This is a genomic window from Thermobacillus xylanilyticus, assembly GCF_907165215.1.
Classification (GTDB): domain Bacteria; phylum Bacillota; class Bacilli; order Paenibacillales; family Paenibacillaceae; genus Thermobacillus; species Thermobacillus xylanilyticus.
Map to the genome: position 1 here is coordinate 41071 of NZ_CAJRAY010000041.1, position 19704 is coordinate 60774.

General features: G+C 62.6%; 20 protein-coding genes and 1 other annotated feature (1 of these 21 only partly in view). Of the genes, 17 read left to right on the top strand and 3 right to left on the bottom strand.

What is annotated here, in order from left to right; translation table 11 throughout:
* Positions 1-101: a binding site (T-box leader), on the top strand (it extends 146 nt beyond the left edge of the window).
* 89 nt (positions 102-190) lie between these two features.
* Positions 191-1447 carry a tyrosine--tRNA ligase gene (gene tyrS, locus KJQ12_RS08645; protein ID WP_213484324.1) on the top strand — a complete coding sequence of 419 codons (1257 nt, stop codon included), beginning with the start codon at positions 191-193 and terminating at the stop codon, positions 1445-1447.
* Positions 1448-1523: 76 nt separating this feature from the next.
* Here tyrS and rpsD read toward each other — a convergent pair whose 3' ends face one another.
* Entirely contained in the window at positions 1524-2123 is a 600-nt protein-coding gene (gene rpsD / locus KJQ12_RS08650; protein WP_213484325.1) for a 30S ribosomal protein S4, read from the bottom strand.
* Positions 2124-2584: 461 nt separating this feature from the next.
* On the opposite strand from rpsD, the gene KJQ12_RS08655 reads away from it, so the two are divergent.
* From KJQ12_RS08655 to KJQ12_RS08680, 6 genes are all read left to right on the top strand, one after another.
* The gene (locus KJQ12_RS08655; RefSeq protein WP_213484326.1) at positions 2585-4468 is read left to right on the top strand and encodes a diguanylate cyclase; all 1884 of its coding nucleotides are present in this window, start codon (positions 2585-2587) and stop codon (positions 4466-4468) included.
* A gap of 120 nt (positions 4469-4588) precedes the next feature.
* Complete coding sequence (locus tag KJQ12_RS08660) at positions 4589-5347, top strand: hypothetical protein (protein ID WP_213484327.1); 759 nt, start codon at positions 4589-4591, stop codon at positions 5345-5347.
* A gap of 57 nt (positions 5348-5404) precedes the next feature.
* Complete coding sequence (locus KJQ12_RS08665; RefSeq protein WP_213484328.1) at positions 5405-6520, top strand: aminopeptidase; 1116 nt, start codon at positions 5405-5407, stop codon at positions 6518-6520.
* 91 nt (positions 6521-6611) lie between these two features.
* On the top strand, positions 6612-6854 hold the full coding sequence (locus tag KJQ12_RS08670) for an HPr family phosphocarrier protein (protein WP_015255074.1): 243 nt from the start codon (positions 6612-6614) through the stop codon (positions 6852-6854).
* A gap of 139 nt (positions 6855-6993) precedes the next feature.
* Positions 6994-7290 carry an Fpa/YlaN family protein gene (locus KJQ12_RS08675; RefSeq protein WP_015255073.1) on the top strand — a complete coding sequence of 99 codons (297 nt, stop codon included), beginning with the start codon at positions 6994-6996 and terminating at the stop codon, positions 7288-7290.
* A 92-nt stretch (positions 7291-7382) separates the two neighbouring features.
* Positions 7383-7763: an Asp23/Gls24 family envelope stress response protein gene (locus tag KJQ12_RS08680; protein WP_015255072.1), complete on the top strand. Its 381-nt coding sequence runs from the start codon at positions 7383-7385 to the stop codon at positions 7761-7763.
* Positions 7764-7847: 84 nt separating this feature from the next.
* Here the strand turns inward: KJQ12_RS08680 and ftsW are convergent, their stop codons facing one another.
* Together ftsW and KJQ12_RS08690 are read right to left on the bottom strand one after the other, a co-directional pair.
* Complete coding sequence (gene ftsW / locus KJQ12_RS08685; RefSeq protein ID WP_213484329.1) at positions 7848-9074, bottom strand: putative lipid II flippase FtsW; 1227 nt, start codon at positions 9072-9074, stop codon at positions 7848-7850.
* A gap of 11 nt (positions 9075-9085) precedes the next feature.
* Entirely contained in the window at positions 9086-9430 is a 345-nt protein-coding gene (locus KJQ12_RS08690) for a YugN family protein (RefSeq protein WP_213484330.1), read from the bottom strand.
* 209 nt (positions 9431-9639) lie between these two features.
* On the opposite strand from KJQ12_RS08690, the gene KJQ12_RS08695 reads away from it, so the two are divergent.
* The 10 genes from KJQ12_RS08695 to KJQ12_RS08740 all read left to right on the top strand — a co-directional run bounded on the left by KJQ12_RS08695 (position 9640) and on the right by KJQ12_RS08740 (position 19704).
* Complete coding sequence (locus tag KJQ12_RS08695; protein WP_213484331.1) at positions 9640-10839, top strand: amidohydrolase; 1200 nt, start codon at positions 9640-9642, stop codon at positions 10837-10839.
* A gap of 131 nt (positions 10840-10970) precedes the next feature.
* Positions 10971-11414: a CBS domain-containing protein gene (locus KJQ12_RS08700; protein WP_213484332.1), complete on the top strand. Its 444-nt coding sequence runs from the start codon at positions 10971-10973 to the stop codon at positions 11412-11414.
* Between the two features lie 105 nt (positions 11415-11519).
* Positions 11520-12377, top strand: a complete 858-nt coding sequence (locus KJQ12_RS08705) for a thermonuclease family protein (RefSeq protein ID WP_213484333.1) — start codon at positions 11520-11522, stop codon at positions 12375-12377.
* Between the two features lie 159 nt (positions 12378-12536).
* Positions 12537-14243, top strand: coding sequence for a DNA repair helicase XPB (locus KJQ12_RS08710; protein WP_213484334.1), 1707 nt, complete (start codon positions 12537-12539; stop codon positions 14241-14243).
* Positions 14237-16321, top strand: a complete 2085-nt coding sequence (locus tag KJQ12_RS08715; protein WP_213484336.1) for a helicase-associated domain-containing protein — start codon at positions 14237-14239, stop codon at positions 16319-16321. The genes KJQ12_RS08710 and KJQ12_RS08715 overlap by 7 nt, the downstream gene beginning before the upstream one ends.
* 74 nt (positions 16322-16395) lie before the next feature.
* Positions 16396-16875, top strand: a complete 480-nt coding sequence (locus tag KJQ12_RS08720; protein ID WP_213484356.1) for a YlbF/YmcA family competence regulator — start codon at positions 16396-16398, stop codon at positions 16873-16875.
* 87 nt (positions 16876-16962) lie between these two features.
* Positions 16963-17280: a YlbG family protein gene (locus tag KJQ12_RS08725; RefSeq protein WP_213484337.1), complete on the top strand. Its 318-nt coding sequence runs from the start codon at positions 16963-16965 to the stop codon at positions 17278-17280.
* Between the two features lie 96 nt (positions 17281-17376).
* Complete coding sequence (locus KJQ12_RS08730) at positions 17377-17814, top strand: hypothetical protein (RefSeq protein ID WP_213484338.1); 438 nt, start codon at positions 17377-17379, stop codon at positions 17812-17814.
* A gap of 124 nt (positions 17815-17938) precedes the next feature.
* Positions 17939-18850: a selenium metabolism-associated LysR family transcriptional regulator gene (locus KJQ12_RS08735; RefSeq protein ID WP_015255061.1), complete on the top strand. Its 912-nt coding sequence runs from the start codon at positions 17939-17941 to the stop codon at positions 18848-18850.
* A complete protein-coding gene (locus KJQ12_RS08740; RefSeq protein WP_213484340.1) occupies positions 18841-19704 on the top strand; it encodes a PHP domain-containing protein in 864 nt (287 codons plus the stop codon). Before KJQ12_RS08735 ends, KJQ12_RS08740 begins: the two co-directional genes overlap by 10 nt.

Here is a 19704-nt window from a genome sequence, read left to right on the forward strand (position 1 = left end):
TGCGCCCGTTATCGCGCAGCGAGTGAAAGCGTGAACTCCGGCCGGGTTGCGCGCTTTAACGAGGGTGGTACCGCGGGCAGCAAGTCCTTCTCGTCCCTTGGGAGAAGGGCTTTTTTTGTTGTTTGCGGCATTTGCTTCGTGCGAAACGGGTGAAACGGACAGAATGTTACAGGTGAATGGAGGAACAGTCATGTCAGATCGAGTGGAGCTTTCGCCCGAGCAGCGGGCGGAAGTGGAACGTCAGCTGGCGGTGATCCGCCGCGGCGTCGTCGAGATTGTGCCGGAAGAAGAATTGGAAGCGAAGGTGGCCGAATCCGTCCGGACGGGAAGGCCGCTCAAAGTGAAACTGGGACTTGATCCGTCCGCCCCGGACATCCACATCGGCCATACGGTCGTGCTGCACAAACTGCGCCAGTTCCAGCAGCTCGGCCACGAGGTGCAGCTCATCATCGGCGATTTTACCGGAAGGATCGGCGACCCGACCGGCAAATCCGAGACGCGCAAGCAGCTTTCGGAAGAAGACGTGAAGCGAAACGCCGAGACATACCAGAAACAGATCTTCAAGATTCTTGATCCGGCCCGGACGACGATCCATTACAACTCCGCATGGCTTGCGCCGATGTCGTTCGCCGATGTCGTGGGACTGGCCGCCAAGATGACGGTCGCCCGGATGCTGGAGCGCGACGATTTCACGAAGCGGTACCAGTCAGGACAGCCGATCAGCATCCACGAGTTCTTCTATCCGCTCATGCAGGGGTACGATTCCGTGGCGCTGGAAAGCGACATCGAGCTCGGCGGAACGGACCAGAAGTTTAATCTGCTCATGGGCCGGATGCTGCAGAAAGAGTACGGCAAGGCGCAGCAGGCGGCGATCATGCTGCCGCTTCTTGAAGGGCTCGACGGCGTGAACAAGATGAGCAAAAGCCTCGGCAACTACATCGGCATCGACGAAGAACCGAACGAGATTTACGGCAAGGCGATGTCCGTGCCGGACGAGCTGATGGTGAAATATTACGAACTCGCGACGGACATTTCGCTGGAGGAGCTTGAGGAGCTGCGGAGGGGGCTCAAGGACGGCTCCGTTCATCCCCGCGATGCGAAAATGCGGCTCGCCCGTACCTTTGTCCGGATGTATCACGGCGAGGAGGCGGCAGAGGCGGCGGAACGCCATTTCGTGACCGTCTTCCAGCAGCGCGCCTTGCCCGATGACATCGAGTCGGTCGATCTTCGTCTCAGCGACCTGGAGGACGGAACGATCCGCATCGTGAAGCTGCTGACGGCGCTGGGGCTGCAGCAGTCCGGCAGCGAAGCGCGGCGCAGCGTGCAGCAGGGCGCCGTGCGGGTGAACGAGCGCCGCATCGAGGATCCGAACGAAGCAATCCGGCCGCAGGACGGCGACATTGTGCAGGTCGGCAAGCGGAAGTTCGCGAAGATTCGCCTGGTCTGACCGGAACGGATGCAAAACACAAGGGCCGCCTTCCTCTCGTGAAGAGGGAAGGGGCCCTTTGTCGTTGCGCCGAAGATCAGCGGCTGTAGAACTCGACGATTTGACGTTCGTCGATGTCCTGGGTCAGCTCGGAACGTTCCGGCAGCCGGATGTAGCGGCCTTCCATCGCCTGTTCGTTGAACTCGAGGTAGTTCGGCAGATGGCGGCGAGCTTCAAGCGCTTCTTTGATCACTTTCAGGCTGCGGCTGCGCTCGCGCAGACCGATGACGTCGCCCGGCTGCACCAGGTACGACGGGATGTCGACCTTCTTGCCGTTGACCGTCACGTGCCCGTGGGCGACCAGTTGGCGCGCTCCGGCGCGGCTGTTCGCGAAACCGAGCCGATAGACGAGGTTGTCAAGCCGGCTTTCCAGCAGGAACATGAAGTTCTCGCCCGCGATGCCTTTCATCTTGACGGCCTTGTCGAACAGGTTGCGGAATTGCTTCTCGCTGAGGCCGTACATGTGGCGGAGTTTCTGCTTCTCCATCAGCTGTGCGCCGTAGCCGCTCACTTTGCGGCGCTGGCCGGGGCCGTGTTGACCCGGCGGGAAAGGACGTTTCAGTTCTTTGCCGGTGCCGCTCAGCGAAATGCCGAGCCGGCGGCTCAATTTGAATTTGGGTCCAGTGTAACGTGCCATGTGTGGAATGTGCTCCTTCTTCAAATGGTTGTTTGAAAAAGGGTTAACGATTCGCCGACGCCGCCTTGCAACCGCGCATCCGGTCCCGACGGGCAAAAATCAGCCGCGGCCCGCCGGCGGCAGACATCGGGAGGGTGACACTAAACCGTAGCCCTATTCAACACATAGATATTATAGATAAACGCGGCCCGATGTCAAGGCGCGTCTGCAATATCTGCACTTCGGCGCGTCCGGCCGCAAGGGGCGGCCGGACGATTTGAAACATGACGCCCGAAAAAGATCGGAGCGGGTTTCCAACGTGCCGGTAGGAGAAAAGTCCCCGCCTTTCTCGCCGAATCCGGCTTGCGAAAACGGAAACTAGTGCAAAAAGATCAAAAATACGGTATGATAGAGTTATTCTTTGATTGTTGTCGGGTTCATGTTCCATCTTGCATTGCCGTGTGCGGCAGGAAGGGTTGCCTATGCGCGATCACGAAGTCGACGGTTCGCCTTCCCCGGCCGGTCGCCCGGACGAAGAGCGGAATAGGCCGATCCGGCCGCTGCTTACGGACAGTTTCGAGGTGTGGCTGAAGGAAATCGGGGAGAGCCGGGCATGGTCCGGATGCGCGTTCAGGCTTTTCGGCATTGACGGGAGCGAACTGGCGCGAGCCGGCGATCTGACCGAAGAAGTCGAGACGGTGCTCAGGGAATGCGTCTCCCGCGCCATGCGTTCCGGGGGCTCCGCGGAAGCGGATTCGATGCCGGACGGCCGTTACGTGGCGGCCTATTCCGTCGAGGAGCCTGAGAGATACGGCATCTGCGCGGTTCTCGGTTTCGTCATGCCGACGGCTGCGGGAGCGAACGCCTGCCGTTTGCTGGCGGAGGCCGGCGCTTTGCATTTCCGCAGCCGGGTGGCCGCCGCGGCGGAGCGCCGTTTGCTGCATCGCATCATGAAGTTCCAGCGGGAAGCCGACAGGGTGTGGAAGCGGAAAGACCTGCTCCATGACGCGGTGCGCCGGCTGCACGACCAGATCGACGTCCCCTCGCTTCTCAGAGAGACCATTTCCATCATCGAAACGTTGTTCGCGGGCGCGGAATTGGAACTGCATCTGTCCCAGGATTACGCGGCAGTCGACCGGCGCGTCAAACCGCTCGTCTTCAAGCAGGGCGTCGATGAAATCTGTGCGCGCTCGTTCCTCGAAAGCCGGCCGATTACGGCGTACGGAGAGGACGGATCCGTGGAAGTCGCCGTGCCGTTCTCCGGCAAGCAGGCGGTATACGGCGTTCTGGACCTGAAGCTCAAGGCCGGCGAATGGAACGAAGCGGAGCTGCCCGCGTTCGTCATGCTTGCCGAGGAAGCCGGATCCGCGTTCGAACACGCGAAACTGTATGAACAATCGAACTTGCTCATCGCGGAATTGCAGCTCATCAACGACATGACGAAACGGCTCAACCAGTCGCTCCGTCCGAAAGAGATCTTCGAGTTTATCACGCGCGAGTTTCTGAATGTTTTCAAGGCGGAATTTTGCTGCGTGCTGCAATACGACCGCGAAGAACACCGCTTTATCGTGATGTCGTCGAACATTCCGGCGATGGTCGACGAGAGCTTCCCCGCGGATTACGGATTCTGCGGCATTGTCATGCAGACGAAGGAGCCGCTCATCATTTCCGATTATCGCGAATCGGGCAATGTCGAGTCGAAATTGATGGAAGTGACCGGAGCAAGATCGCTCATCGCTTCGCCGATTTTCGTCGGCGGCGAGGTCGGCGGCGTCATTCTCGTCGCCCACCGGAGCGCGAACTTCTTCTCCTACGACAATTACAAACTGCTGCAAGTGATCGCTTCGCACGTCGGGCTGGCCATCGCAAACGCCACGCTTCATGCCGCCGTCCGGCGGATGGCCATCACGGACAATCTGACGGGGCTGTACGCGCGCCATTACCTCAATGAGCAGATTCAGAAACGACAGCGTCAAGATCCGGGCGGCTCGCTCATCCTGGTCGATATCGATTTCTTCAAAAAGGTGAACGATACATACGGGCACCAGATCGGAGACCAGATTCTGGTCCAGGTGGGCAATGTCATCAAGTCCTGCATTCGTGAAACCGATATCGCGGCGCGGTGGGGCGGCGAAGAACTGGCCGTGTATTTGCCGATGGCGCGCGTCGAGCAGGCGCTGCGCGTCGCCGACCGCATCCGGCAGCGCGTCGAGGCGGAGACCGAGCCGGATGTTACGGTGTCGTGCGGCGTATCGGAATGGACGCAGGATGACGAGAAGATCAGTCCCGAGACGTTGTTTTACCGCGCCGACATGGCGCTGTATGCCGCCAAGAACAGCGGCCGGAACACGGTCATTTCCGGGTAGCGCTCCGCCCGGCAGACCGGCCGGCTTCTTTGTTTTTGAGACAGGGGATGAAAGCCGAATAAGCCCGCAGCTTCCGGGGACAGCCTAAGCGGAGAACCTGGATGAACGGGAGAGATGCCCATGGGCTGCCGGTTGACGATTCGCCGCCTCGGACTGGGGGCGGCACTCCTTCTCGCCGCCGTACAGACCGGGTGCGCCGGTCCGGAGGACGGCCGCCGGCCGGACGAGGTGCTGTCCATCGTTTCCGCCGGATTGGAAGGCGTGGACCGCTACACGTTCCGCGCCCGGACCCTCGTCCGGTTCGACGGCATCGAACTGGAGGAGGAATCGTACGAAGGCGAGATTGCCGGCCATGCGGTGCGCATGATCCGCAGCCTGTCCGACGGCTCCGCAAAGGCGGCAGACCCTGCGGCGACTCCGGCTTCCCGGCTTGCGGAGCTTGCAAAACGGGAGGCGGAGGTCGAATTTGCCGAGAAGGCGCCGGCCGGCTGTGTGGCGCTGCGCATCAAGCTGTCGGGGGAAACGGCGGCGGAGGATGTACGGGAGCGGCTGATGCGGCAGTTCGAACTTGCCGCGAAGAAGGCGGAATCCGGCCTTGCTGACGGGAGCCTCCAGGCCGCGGATGCCGCGGCTGCGGAAGCCTACCGCCGGGCCGTGGCGGATGAGACGGCGCGCTTCAAGGAATCGCTGACCCGGATGTTGAAAGATCTTCAGGCGGAGACCGGCGTGCTGGTCACGATCGACCGCAAGACGATGCTGCCGCTTCAGCTCGAGGAGACGACCGTGCTCCGGTACGAGGCGGGCGGCAGAGTGCGCACGGAGGAGCGGGTGACCCGCATGATGCTGGGCGGCTTCGACGGCAAACCGCCCGCATCATGAGCGGCATTGTCCGCCGCGTATGCCGGCTCCCAGCCATAGAAGAGGAGGATGAAAGAGATGAGGGATCCGCGGCTTACGGAACTGGCGGACCGGCTGGCCGGCTATTCGATTGATGTCCGGCCGGGCGAAAATGTGCTGATTGAAGTAATCGGCGGAGACAAGGAACTGGCCAAGGCGCTGATTGAAGCGGTCGCGAAGCGGGGCGGCCGGCCGTATGTCGAGCTTGCCGACCTCTCTGTGCGGCGCACCCTGCTCCGCCACGCGACGCGCGAACAGATCGAGGAGTGGGCGGCGTTCGACCTTGAACGGATGCGCCGGATGCACGGCTATATCGGCGTGCGCGCCGGCGACAACATCAGCGAGCTGACCGATGTTCCGGAAGCGAACATGCGGCTGTACGAGCAGCTGTATGTGAGACCGGTGCATCTCGAGCGCCGGGTCAAAGCGACGAAATGGGTCGTGCTGCGCTGGCCGAATGCATCGATGGCGCAGCTTGCGGGCATGAGCACGGAAGCGTTCGAAGATTTCTACTTCCGGGTGTGCAACCTCGATTATGCGAAGATGGACCGGGCGATGGAACCGCTGAAACAACTGATGGAGCGCACCGATCAGGTGCGGATCACCGGCCCCGGAACCGATCTGAACTTCTCGATCAAAGGCATCGGCGCGAAGAAATGTTCGGGAAAGCGTAACATTCCCGACGGCGAGGTGTTCACGGCGCCGGTTCGCGATTCGGTGAACGGCACGATCACCTACAACACGCCGAGCAACCGCGGCGGATTCACGTTCGAGCAGATCCGGTTTACATTCGCGAACGGCCGGATTGTCGAGGCCGACGCGAACGATCCGGAGCGTCTCAATCAGATATTGGACACCGACGAAGGCGCGCGGTACATCGGCGAGTTCAGCCTCGGATTCAACCCGCACATTCTGCATCCGATGAACGATACGCTGTTTGACGAGAAAATCGCCGGCAGTCTTCATTTTACACCGGGTCAGGCTTATGAAGAGACCGACAACGGCAACCGTTCTTCCGTCCACTGGGATCTGGTGCTCATCCAGCGGCCGGAGTACGGGGGAGGCGAAGTCTGGTTCGACGGCCGGCTGATCCGGAAGGACGGACGGTTTGTCGTCCCGGAACTGGAAGGGCTTAATCCGGAAAATTTGTCGTAAATTACACCAATAAGCAGCTTCCTCTTGTAGGCGGCGTAAAATCACGCTATCATGGAGAAAAGTTCATCCTATTCCTATGGAGGGAATCGACATGTCCAACAATGCAGCGATCGTGGATATTTCCCAGACGGCCAACCGTTTCCGTTCGTCCATCGTGCTGCAAGCCGAGAACAAGTATATCGATGTCAAGAGCATTCTCGGTCTGTTCACGACGCTTGTGAGCGGCCATTCGTATGAACTTCACGTACACGGTCCGGATGCCGAAGAAGCGAAGGCGGCGATGGCCGAAGTATTTGCGAAACACAATCTGAACGTCACGATTGTTTCGGACTGATCTTCCCAGCGTTCGCGTCTCCTTTTTCCCGTTCGCGGTCCGCGGCTGTTCCCGCAGGCAGACGAGCTTGAGGTTTGCCCCGAATTCGTCTAATATACAAGTATAAGACGGCGTGGGCGGCCGCAGGGGGGAGAGTACCGTGTCTTCATCGGATGTCATGGTTCACCTGAATCAGAAGGCGCTTCTTCTGCTTCAGGAAGATGCAGATAAAATCGAGAAATTGATCAAAGTTCAGATGGACAATCTGACGACGCGCAAATGTCCGCTCTATGAAGAAGTGCTGGACACCCAGATGTACGGGTTTTCGCGCGAAGTCGATTTCGCGATCCGCGCCGGGCTGATCAGCGAATCGACCGGCAAACAGATGATCCAAACGCTTGAACGCAATCTGGCGCTGTTGTACGAAGCGCTCGGCGAAGGAAGGCTGTCTCCGTGAGAGGCGGCCTTTCGTCTTTTTCATGCGCTCTTGCTTCGGGCCGGGCAATTCCTTTACAATGGGTACATATGGTACCAGGGGAGATGACGAAGATGACCGAAGACGTTCTTGGCGGCAACATTCGCATATCCGACGACGTCGTCGCTACGATAGCCGGGATGGCGGCGCTGGAGACGCCGGGCATAGCCGGCATGTCGGGCGGCATATCGGAAGGACTGGCAAAACGACTCAGCGGCAAAAATGTACAAAAGGGCGTTTCGGTCGAGGTCGGGCAGCTGGAAGCGGCCATTGATCTTCGCGTCATTGTGCAATTCGGCATTCCGATCCAGTCGGTGTGCCGGCAGCTCCAGGACAATGTCCGCCAGGCAGTGGAGAACATGACCGGTCTTCACGTGGTGGAAGTGAACGTGAAAGTGGAAGGCGTCGCGTTCAAGGACGAGGAGAAGGAAGAAGCGCCGCAGCGTGTCAACTGACCGGAATCGGCTGAGAACATAAGCGGGACGGATCCTTACAGGATGCCGTCCCGCTCGTTTTGATCGGAAATGTCCGCATGTTCGTCATCTCCGGCGGACCGGAGCGGATCCGAATCGCGGAGCGTCGGGCCTGACGCCGCGTGAAAGCTGCTCCTGTTCGAGCCGCGCCACCCGGTTGTATTCCCGCGATATGCTGAGCAGCAAGCCGATCCCGGCGAGCGTTACGATAATGGATGAGCCGCCGTAGCTGATGAGCGGCAGCGTTACGCCGGTGATCGGGATCGCCCCGATGACGCCTCCGATATTGATGACGGCCTGGATGCCGATCATGCTCATGATGCCGATGCCGACGAGCGTGCCGTATGGATCGGGGCATCTCAGCGCGATGATTATGCCGCGCCAGATGAAGAACAGATACGTGAGCAGAAAGATGACCGATCCGATGAATCCGAATTCTTCGGCAATCACCGAGAAGATGAAATCGTTGTAGGGAAAAGGCAAGTATTTCAGCTTCTGCACGCTGTGTCCGAACCCGGCGCCCGTGAGACCGCCGTGGCCGAGCGCTTCCAGCGATTTGACCAGATGATATCCGCTGCCCAGCTCGTCCTCCAACGGATTGAGGTACGAGGTAAGCCGATCGATCCGGTATGACCATGCGCCGGGGTTCATGAGCATCGAGACGCTCACGAAGGCCGTGATGACGACGGCGGCCGACAGTCCGAGGACGGCGAGATGCTTCAGGTTTGCGCCGCCGGCGAACAGGACGATCGCGGCGAAGAGCGCGGTGACCATCGCGGACCCGAGGTCCGGCTGCAGCATGATCAGGGAGCAGACGAACCCGATGACAAGCGTCACCGGAAGCAAGCCGTGTTTGAAATCGCGAAAACGCTCATCCTTCTTGGAGATGACGGCGCCCAGGTACATGATGAGCGCCAGCTTGGCAAATTCGGTCGGCTGGATGCCGAGCGTCCCGACGCCGAACCAGCTGCGGGCGCCGTTGCGCTCCTCGCCGATGAACGGCACGAGCGCAAGCAGAATCATCGCCGGTATGAAGAACAGCACGTAGCCTTTCTTGAATCGGCGGTAAGGAATGTTCATCAGCACCAGCAGCAGAAACAACCCTGCCGCAATCCAGACGAGCTGCCTTTTCGTGAAATAGAGCGGATCCCGGTTGAACGCATCGGAGGCGAGCGTATAGTTCGAACTTGCGCTGAACACCATGACGAGTCCGAATCCGACCAGGAGCAGCGTCAGAATGAGCAGCAGGAAATCCGGTCTGCCGCGGGGGCCGCTTGACTGCTGCGCGTTCATGGAAAAGGGAGTCAGCTCAGCAGCGTCTTCAATTCATTCAGCCGCTGCTTGGCCGTATTCAGGATCGGTTCGGGAATCGGCGATTCGTAATCGAGTCCGTGCGGAAACGTTGCTTTGCCGATGTACACGGATTCGATGGACAGGATCGCGTCGGGAGACTCCAGCTTGCCTTCGACAGCCCGCGTGCTGATGCGCAGGAAGTAGTCATCGCCGCTTGCGCGGTCTTCCAGCTTCAGGTCATAGGTCGCGCGGTTGTATTCCCATTGCCAACGGACAAAACCGAGTTTTTCCGCGGATTCATCCAGATGAGCCAGATCGCTGGTCATGCCGTTCAGGCCGGTTTGTTCGATAATCATTGAGTAGATGTTCCTCCTTCGGAATATGCCCTGCAGCCCTGCGGGCCCGTCATTCTCTTTCTCATATTAGTATGTTTCACAAATGCGCGCAAGCCCGCGCCGCTCGCGGCATGCACCGCGCGCAAGTCCGCGATTTCACACCGATCCCGGCTTCTGATACACTAGAATTATGAAGATCGGCACTGACTGAAAAGTGAGGAGACGGAAGAATGCGAGATTCTCTGGAATCCGCCGGAACGTTGCTGCGATACATGCCGGACATGACGGCCTGGAGGCGGCATCTGCACCGGCATCCGGAGCTGTCGTTCCGCGAGGAGCGAACCGCCGCGTGGATTGCCGACAGGCTGCGGGAAATCGGCTGCGACGAAGTGCGCACGGGCGTCGGCGGCACCGGTGTGGTCGCCGTCATCCGCGGCGCGAAACCCGGGCCGGTCGTCGCGCTGCGCGCCGATATCGACGCCTTGCCGATCCAGGACGAGAAAGACGTGCCGTACCGTTCGACCGTGCCCGGCGTCATGCACGCCTGCGGCCACGATGCGCATACGGCCGCGCTGCTCGGCGTTGCCGCCCATTACGCCGCTTCGCGGGACGGCCTGACGGGGGAACGCCGGCTGCTGTTCCAGCCCGCCGAAGAGGTGACGCCGGGCGGAGCGCTCGGGATGATCGGGGACGGGGCGCTGGACGGCGTCTCCGCGATCTACGGCGTCCACCTGTGGACGCCGCTGCCGTTCGGCACGATTGCCAGCGCGCCGGGGCCGGTGATGGCGGCCGAGAATGAGTTTTTCGTGGAGATCAGGGGCAAAGGCGGCCACGGGGGCATGCCCCATGAGGCGGTCGATGCGATCGCGGCCGGAGCCGCATTCGTCCAGGCCGTGCAGACGATCGTCAGCCGGTCGGTGAATCCGCTCGAGCCGGCAGTCGTCACGATCGGTTCATTTCAGGCCGGCACCGCACCCAACATCGTCGCGGATACATGCCGGCTGTCCGGCACCGTCCGCACGTTCGACGCATCGGTGCGCGATCGGGTGCAGGAGCGGCTCCGCGTGATTGCGGACGCGGTATGCCGTCAGTTCGGAGCGGAATATTCGCTCGATTGGCGGGACGGCTACCCGCCGGTCGTTAATGACGAGCGGGAGGCGGAGCGTTTCTTCGCGGTGGCCCGCCGGCTTTTCGGCGGCGATGCGGTTCAGCGGATCCGTCCGCTCATGGCGGGCGAAGATTTCGCCTATTACCTGAAGCGCGTTCCCGGCTGCTTCATGTTCGTCGGGGCGGGCAACGAGGATTGCGGCGCCGTTTATCCGCACCACCATCCGCGCTTCGACATCGACGAACGGGCCATGCTGTCGGCGGCGCGGCTGTTGACCGCGATGGCCGACGATTATGCCGGGGAGACGGCGTCCGCCGTATAAGCCGTGGCACGTCTGGCATTCTTCGCATCGAATGCCCCGCAGCCGTTCAGGCAAGCCTAACGGAAGGCCGGTTTTGAGGCTGTGAGGCGAAGGCGACCGGCCGGCAATGATCCATGCGAGGAGGATGCCCCATGGCGAAGACGGTCAAGGAGATCATGTCGACCAACCCCGTGACGGCGACGACGCAGGATAATATTTATGAGTGCGCCGTGCTGATGAAACAGCACGACATCGGGTTCGTTCCGATCGTCGAAGGCCGCAAGCTGGTCGGCGTCGTGACGGACCGCGACCTGGTCATCCGCGGGTACGCGGAGAAGCATTCGGGCTCGACGTCCGTAACCGAAGTCATGACGAAGGATATCCGAACGGTGCCTCCTTCCATGACCGTCGATGAATGCGCGCGTCTGATGGCCGACAATCAGATCCGGCGTCTGCCGGTCGTGGACAATGGCGAACTGGTCGGCATCGTATCGATCGGCGACCTGGCGATCCGCGAAATTTTCGTGAACGAAGCGGGCGACGCGCTCAGCGCCATCTCCGAGCACGACCACCGCGAGCCGTCCGCGGTCCACTGACCGACGAGGCCCTTCGGCGGTCCGCCGAAGGGAACCTCCCGGACGCGGGCGGAAAGTTTGCAAGCATACAGGCGATATCCAGAGACAAGCGGAGGCACTACATAGATGAGCATCAAGAAAATATCGCCGCCCGCCGTGCGGCTGGCCGGCCTGATCGCGCTGCTTCTGCCGGTCCTCCTGGCGGCTGCGGGTTGCGCGGCCGAGACTGCCGTGACAAGGCCGTGGGAAACAGTCTGGTCCGACTACCCGGAGCTGCGCGGCAAGACCGCCGAGGAAACGGTCGTGGAACGGGTCGTCGACGGCGACACCTTCGTGACCCGCGAAGGCAGCCGCGTGCGGCTGATCGGCGTGAACACGCCGGAGATCACGGGCAGCGCGGAGTTTTACGGAGAAGAAGCGGCGGCATACACCAAGCGCATGCTGACGGGCAAGACGGTATGGATGTTCAAGGATGTGTCGGAGACCGACCGATACGGCCGACTGCTGCGGTTCGTTTTTATTCCGGGCGACGGGATCATGTTCAATGAACGACTTGTCCGCGAAGGGTACGCGAATGCGGCCACCTACCCGCCCGATGTCAGCCTGGCGGACCGGTTCCGCGAAGCGGAAAGGGAAGCCCGGACGGCGGGAACGGGCCTGTGGGGCGGTGACGGCGGAGGCGGGAAAGCAGACGGCGCTGGCGCGGCCGACACGGATAAGAAAACGGGATCGGCCGATCATGGGGCAGCAGCGGAGGAAGGCGGCGGATCATCCGGCGATGAAGCCGCATCCGGCGCACGGGATAGCGAAAGCGCTGCGTCTTGCCCGTCTCCCGACATCAAGGGCAACATCAACTCGCGCGGCGAACGCATTTACCATGTGCCCGGCAGCCGCTATTACGACCGGACGGTCGCGGAAGTCTGGTTTTGCACCGAGGAAGAAGCGCAGGCGGCGGGATTCCGCGCGCCCAAGAACGGCGGTTGAACCGCCGGTTTGATAAGCTGAATATTGCAGGCCGGCGGGCGATCCGCGGGCGGCAGGCATCTTGCGCGGGCCCTGGGCCCGCCATTTTTATGGGTTCCGGACGGCATAAAAAACATCTCCCGTTCTCATACTGTTACCAAAACATGAGGGGTGGATGCCATGCATGCGGCCGGGGGTCCGTTGATTGTCCAAGGCGACGCTTCCGTTCTGCTGGATGTTCGGCATCCGGATGCGGAGCAGGCGCGCGAATCGCTTGCCCGCTTCGCCGAACTGGTGAAACGGCCGGGAGATTTGCACACCTACCGCATTACGCCGCTGTCCGTCTGGAATGCGGCGGCATCCGGTCTGACAGCGGACGAGATGACCGATTGTCTGATCGCTTTCAGCCGGTACGATGTGCCCGCGGGATTGATCGACCGGATCGGGACATGGGCCGAACGTTACGGCAAAATTCAGCTGGAGGCGGACGGAGAACAACTTGCCCTTGCGGTTGACCGCGATCTCGCCGTCGAACTGGAAGGACTGGGACTGTTTCCGGAGGCGGGGGTCCCGGCTCCGGACGGAAAAGTCAGATGGCGTGTGCCGTCCGCGCGGCGCGGCGAAGTGAAACGCGAACTGACGAGAAGCGGCTATCCGGTGCTCGATCTCGCCGGTTATAGCCGGGGCGGGCAGCTGGATGTCGAGCTGAAGGCCGCCGCATCGTCCGGGGCGCTCTTCCGACTGCGCGACTATCAGGAACGCGCGGTCGACCTGTTCTGCCTGGAAGACGCCGGTGCGGGCGGCAGCGGCGTCATCGTGCTGCCCTGCGGCGCGGGGAAGACGATCGTCGGCATCGCGGCGCTGGCGCGGCTCCGCTGCGAGGCGCTCATTCTGACGCCCAGCGTAACGTCGGTGCAGCAATGGCGGTCCGAACTGCTTGACAAAACGACGCTGACGGAGCGCGACATCGGCGTGTATGCAGGCAGCGAGCGCCAGGTGCGGCCGGTGACGATCGCAACCTACTCGATCCTCACCAGCCGGAATTCGAAGACGGATGATTACCGCCATATGAAACTGTTCAGCGAGCGGGACTGGGGACTCATCATCTACGACGAAGTGCATCTGCTTCCGGCGCCGGTATTCCGCATGACGGCGGATCTGCAGGCGAAGCGGCGGCTCGGCCTGACAGCCACCCTCGTTCGCGAAGACGGAAGGGAAGAAGATGTGTTCTCGCTGATCGGCCCGAAACGGTTCGATTTGTTCTGGAAGACACTTGAAGCCAAAGGCTGGATCGCGAGGGTGACCTGCACGGAGATCCGCGTGCCGCTTGATCCGGCCGCCGCCGCGGAATATGCGGCCGCCGGCCAGCGGGCGCGCATCCGGATCGCGGCCGAGAACCCGGCCAAGCTGCGCGTCGTCCGCGAACTGCTCGCCCGGCACCGCGGCCAGCAGGTGCTGATCATCGGCCAGTACTTGCGCCAGCTCAAACAGATGGCCGCCGCTTGGGGCGTGCCGCTGATCACCGGCGAGACAAGCCTTGACGAACGCGAGCGGCTGTACGCCCGTTTTCGCAGCGGGGAGGAGCCGGTTCTGATCGTCTCGAAGGTGGCCAATCTCGCCGTCGATCTGCCGGATGCCGCCGTTGCCGTGCAAGTTTCAGGCAGCTACGGTTCGCGCCAGGAAGAAGCGCAGCGGATCGGCCGGATCATGCGGCCGAAATCCGGTTTGAACGAATGCTGGTTCTACACCGTCGTCACGGAAGGGACGAAGGAGACGGAATATGCGCGCAGACGGCAGCTTTTCCTGACCGAGCAAGGTTACACTTATCGAATCGCGCGCATGCCGGAGGCGGACGGCGCGGCCGGAACGGAGGCGGCGGGATGCTGATTCGCGAATGGCTGCGGCGGCTGCCTCCCGATGCCGCAGACCGCTTTGCCGCCGCTTCTCCCTGGCCCGCGGCCGGAACGGATCGGAGTGGGTGGCCGGCGCAATCGGCCGACCCGGCAACGGTGTCGCGGGCGGCCGCCGCGCTGTCCCGGGATACGGCTGACGCGCTCCGCCTGATCATGGTCCGGTTCGGTTCCCTGCCGTTCGAACCGGATCAGTACGAAGCGGCGGCCTCCGCCGCGGGCCTGCCCGCCGGCATTGCGGCGCGGGAGCTGGAGCGCCTGCGCGCGGCCGGCATCATCTTCACCGTCCGCAAGACATGGGGCGACCGGCTGCATTTCATGGCCTCCGATGCGCTGGCCGCGTGGCTGGCCGCGCTGCTGCCGGCGGAGATCCGGCCGCTGCCGGGCGGCCGAAGGTCTGCGCGTCCGCTGCAGGACTATACGGAACCGTTCGGCATGCAGCTCATGCAATTGCTTGCCGAGCTGGGCAAACGCGGTCTGGCGCCGTCGGGGACCGGCGGCATCCAAAGCCGGACGGCCGCCGCAGCCGCCGCCCGGCTGTCGTTCGGGCCGGAAGCGCTGCGCCCGTATGAAGCCCGGTTCGCCCCGGGCGGCAAGGAGGAGCCGACGCTTCAGCTCGGCCTGGCCGCGGCGGTTCATCTCGGCCTGCTCGATGAATCCGATGGCCGGCCGGCCTGGCGCCGGGAGGCGCTGTCCGCATGGCTGGCGATGGATGCCGGCCGCCGCGAGCGGGAATTGCTCGCGTTCGTGACGGACCGCCTCGCGGCCTGCGATGAACGGTTCATGCACGCCGCGGCGCTGCTGCGCGGACTCGAAGGCGGCGTCTGGTATCCGGCGGCGGGCATCGATGCGTGGCTCAAGCGGCATGTTCCGGCCGGTGCGGCGCATTGGCGCGTCTGGCTCGAGACGCTTGCCGCTCTCGGCTGGATGCAGACCGGAGTCTCGCCGGAAGGCGAGACGGTCGTCCGATGGCTGATCGAGCCGCGGGAAGGCGCCGGGACGGACTGCGCGGCCGGCGCGCCGATCCGTTTCATGCCCGGAGCGGAGCTGGCCGTGCCGCCCGACCTCGACTGGCGGCTGCGGTGGGAACTGGAACTGCTGGCGGACAAGGTCCAACCCGGACCGATGACGGGCATGCGGCTTTCGGCCGCTTCGTATGTGCGATGGGTCGAGAACGGCCGAACGGCCGAAGAAGCGCTCGCCTTGCTGGAAGAAGCCGCCGGCAGCCCCCCGCCGGACGAGCTGGAGCGGTCGATCCGGGACTGGGAAGCGACGGCCGGCAGAATCGGCTTTCAGGAAGCGCTGCTGCTCGTCTGCGACGACAAGCGGATTGCGGACCGCATTGCCGCTGAACCGCCGGTTGCGGAACGGCTCGGCGAGCGGATCGGCGACCGGCATTTCCTGGTCGACCGGCGGCACATTGCGGAGCTGCGCAGACGGCTGGCAAAGGCCGGCGTCCCGGCGCGCTCCGGGCTTCCGGAAGCGGATGAACAGGTGCGTCAAACGTACCCGTCCGTCCGGGATTCGGGCGACGCGGACCGCGCTCGGGGCCGAGTGTCACCGGAGCAGCCCGGGGATTCCGCTGCGGTGAAGGCCATTCGGCTGCTGACCGGCATGCAGCTCACACGGTATGCGCCGGATCTGGACATCCGTCTGCCCGCGGCGGGCGCCGCATCCGGAGCCGGACGGACGCAGTCGGCGTCCGGTTCCGCACGGATGCATGCCGCTGCAGGTGCCGACAGTGGACGGATGCACGCGATCCGCGCGACCGGCCTGCCCGCACATTGGTTCAGCGCGGTGCGCCGCGTCCACCCTTCCACCCGGCGCGAAATGGTCAAGCGGGCGATCGAAATCGGCGCGGCCGTCCGCATCGTCCGGGAAGGAGCGGAGATGGACATCCTGCCGGAGCGGCTGGAGGAGACGGACGGCGGCTGGCGGATGCTCGGCCGTGCCCTGGACTGCCCGCCCGATCAATCGGTCCGTGTCGCGCTGGACGGGGATTCCTGGTCCGACATGCAGCTTCTGCTTCCCGAATGGATCGGCGGCAGGAAATAACCATTCTATTTTGCCCCCCAAGAGTGGTATGATAGTGAACAAGACCGGATAACTGGGGGTGTTGGACAGTGGCCATGCAATTGCCGGCGGCCGGGACGTCCGGGCACAAGGACAATCCGGCGGCGGGACCGCTGGATATGGCGGCGCTTTTGACAGCCGCCTATGATTTGGGCGACATGATCAATCAGTCGGCCGATGCTGCCGATTATTTATATTGGAAGGCGCAGCTTGCGCAGGATGAGGAAGCGCAGGCTTTGATCCGGCGTTTCCGCAAGGCGAAGGAACGTTTCGAGGAATGCAGCAGGTTCGGCCGCTTCCACCCGGATTATCACGAGGCGAAGCGGGAGGCGGCCGAGCTGCAGCGCCAGCTTGACGAATGCGTGTCGGTCCGCCGTTTCAAGGCGGCCGAGCAAGCCGTGGACGACATGCTGCATGAGATCGCCGTCCTTCTCGCGAGGGCGGTGTCGGACGACATCAAGGTGCCGGGCAGCGGCTCGGTGCAGGGCGGATGCGGCAGCGGATCGTGCAGCGGCGGCTGCGCGAGCTGCGGCTGACGGACCGGCCGCGGCTCTCCGCCGCTCCGGCTGCCGATTTCCGTGCGGAAGCCTGTACGGCAACTTAATATACGGAGGAGAATGCGGATGAACGACGCGCATGAGCAAGAAAGCGGTTCCGCCGCCAACGAAAGCGGTTCCCCGTTTGCGGAACGGGTCGGATACATCATCTGGGTCAGCGATCATCGCCTGGCCCGCAATCTGGACAAGTACGGCACGGTGCATTACATTTCGCGAAGAATGAATTATGCGGTCGTCTACATGGATGCGGACAAGGCGGAAGACACGGTCCGAAACATTGAGCGGCTTCCCTACGTAAAAAAGGCAGAACGTTCTTTCAGGGGTGAAATCCGGACGGAATACTCGAAAAATGTGCCGGACAAGACGCGCTCATACAGCATCTGATCCGGCCGGCGCCATGGAAATCGCCCTGAACGCCGCATTGTGATAAAATGGTAATCGGGACGGTACGGAGATTCCCGCATACTGGAGGTGTTCGCGATGAAAGACAAGTCGACGGAGCGATGGGGCACGTATGAATCGTTCTATGTCGAGCTCAGCGGCAAAAAAGTCGCCGACATCGTCATCACGAACCACGCCAGGATGAGGTGGATCGACCGGATCGAACCGACGCGATCGGAACCTGCCGAAATTGCGGCGTTCATGTGGGAATGCCTGAAACAGGGAAGGATTGAGCCTTACTACCGCAACGAGAATGATGTTTTCCTGATTGACGATGATCTCGTGTTCGTGGCCGAATTCACCGAACTGCCGGACGAGAGGGACCTGATCGGCGAGCCGCTGCACAAAATGATCGTCGTCACCTTCCTCGGCCGGATGTCCGTGACGATCGAGCTTCGCGATCTGAAATCTTATTATTCGTGGCTTCGCCACTCGCGGCGGATGACGCTCATCAAGAACAGCCGCAAGCGAAAATAACGGACTTGATGCACGCACATGCGCGACAAGGCGCATGTGTTTTTTTGCGTTTCGAAGAGCTGCGTGATGCCGGCCGCCGCGTTTCAGGTATAATGGGGATACGTACGCAAGGAGTGGTTGCCCCGTGGCGCTGAACTTTCACCAACTGCATATTTTCTATACCGTCGTCGACAAGGGAAGCTTCTCCGCGGCCGCCCAGGCGCTGCACATGACCCAGCCCGCCGTGACGATGCAGGTGCAGTCGCTGGAAGACTATTTCGGGACGAAACTGCTGCACCGGTCGACGAAACGGATCGAACTGACGGAAGCGGGCCGGGCGCTGCTCCCATACGCGCGGCAATCGATCGAGCTGATCCGCGAGACGGACGCCGCGATGTCCAGGTTCACGCGGCAGCTCAAAGGCCGGCTGCAGCTCGGGGCCAGCCTGACGATCGGCGAATACATCCTGCCGCGGCTGCTCGGACCGTTCGGCAAAGAGTACCCGCACATCGCCATCAGCATGAAAGTGATGAATACCGCGCAGATCATGGAGGAGATTTTGAACCATCAGCTCAACTTCGGGCTCGTCGAGGCGCCGGTCCAGCATCCCGACATGCACATGGAGCCCGTCATGAATGACGAGCTGAAGTTGATCGCCCCGGCTTCGCATCCGCTGGCGCAGCGGAGCGAGGTGACGCTGACGGAGGCGATCCGGTATCCGTTCGTCCTGCGCGAACAAGGCTCCGGCACGCGGCTGGTCATGGAAGAGCAGCTGAAGGCGAGGCAGATCGACCCGCGCAGCCTCAACATCGTCATGGAGCTGGGCAGCACCGGAGCGGTGAAGTCGGCTGTGGAGGCGGGCGTCGGCATCTCGTTCGTCTCGGCTTCCTCGGTGAAGCATGAGGTCGCCCTCGGCCTGATCAAGATCGTGCCGCTCGCCGACGCCGAGTTCAAACGGGAATTCTACTCGATCTATCTGAAATCGGCGCTCCTGCCGATCTCGGCCGTGACATTTCTCACTTTCCTGAGAGAGAGGGATCTGCGCCAATGGCTGTAAAACTTGCGGCGGGACGCGCCGATCTGCATACGCATTCGACCGCGTCGGACGGGACGGGATCGCCGGCGGACAATGTGCGGCTCGCGCTGGAGTCGGGGCTGGCCGCCGTCGCCCTCACCGACCACGACACCACGGCCGGCCTCGAGGAAGCGCTGGCGGAAGGCGAGCGGCTCGGCATCCGGGTCGTCCCGGGCGTCGAACTGAGCACGATGCAGGACGGACTGGAAATTCATGTGCTCGGCTATTTTCTCGACTGGCGCGACGGACGCTGGCAGGAGCGGCTCGCCTCGCAGCGGGACGCGAGGATGAGGCGCAATGCGATGATCATCGAACGGCTGAACGCGCTCGGGATGCCGGTGACCATGGAAGAGGTGGAGCGCGCCGCCGCCGGACGGTCGCCCGGCACATCGATCGGACGGCCGCACATTGCGGCGGTGATGGTCGAGAAGGGGTACGTCGCGTCGAGGGCCGAGGCGTTCGACCGTTTCCTCGGCAGCGCGGGAGCGGCTTATGTGCGGGTTCCCCGTCCGACGCCGCTGGAGGCCGTAAACTGGATTCACGAAGCGGGCGGCGCGGCGGTCATCGCCCATCCCGGGCTGTACGGGCGGGACGAGCTGGTGGAGGCGCTGCTGCGCGAGGGGGCCGACGGCGTTGAAGCGTATCACTCCGACCACGGCCCTGACGATGAAGCGCGGTACGCGGCGATGGCCGAGCGGCACGGTGTCATCGCCACCGGAGGATCGGATTACCACGGCTCGCGCGGCGGCGAGGTATTCCACGGTCCGCTGGGCGGCAGAACCGTGGATGCGGCCGTCGCGGATCTGCTGGAGGCGGCGAGCCGGAAATATCGATGA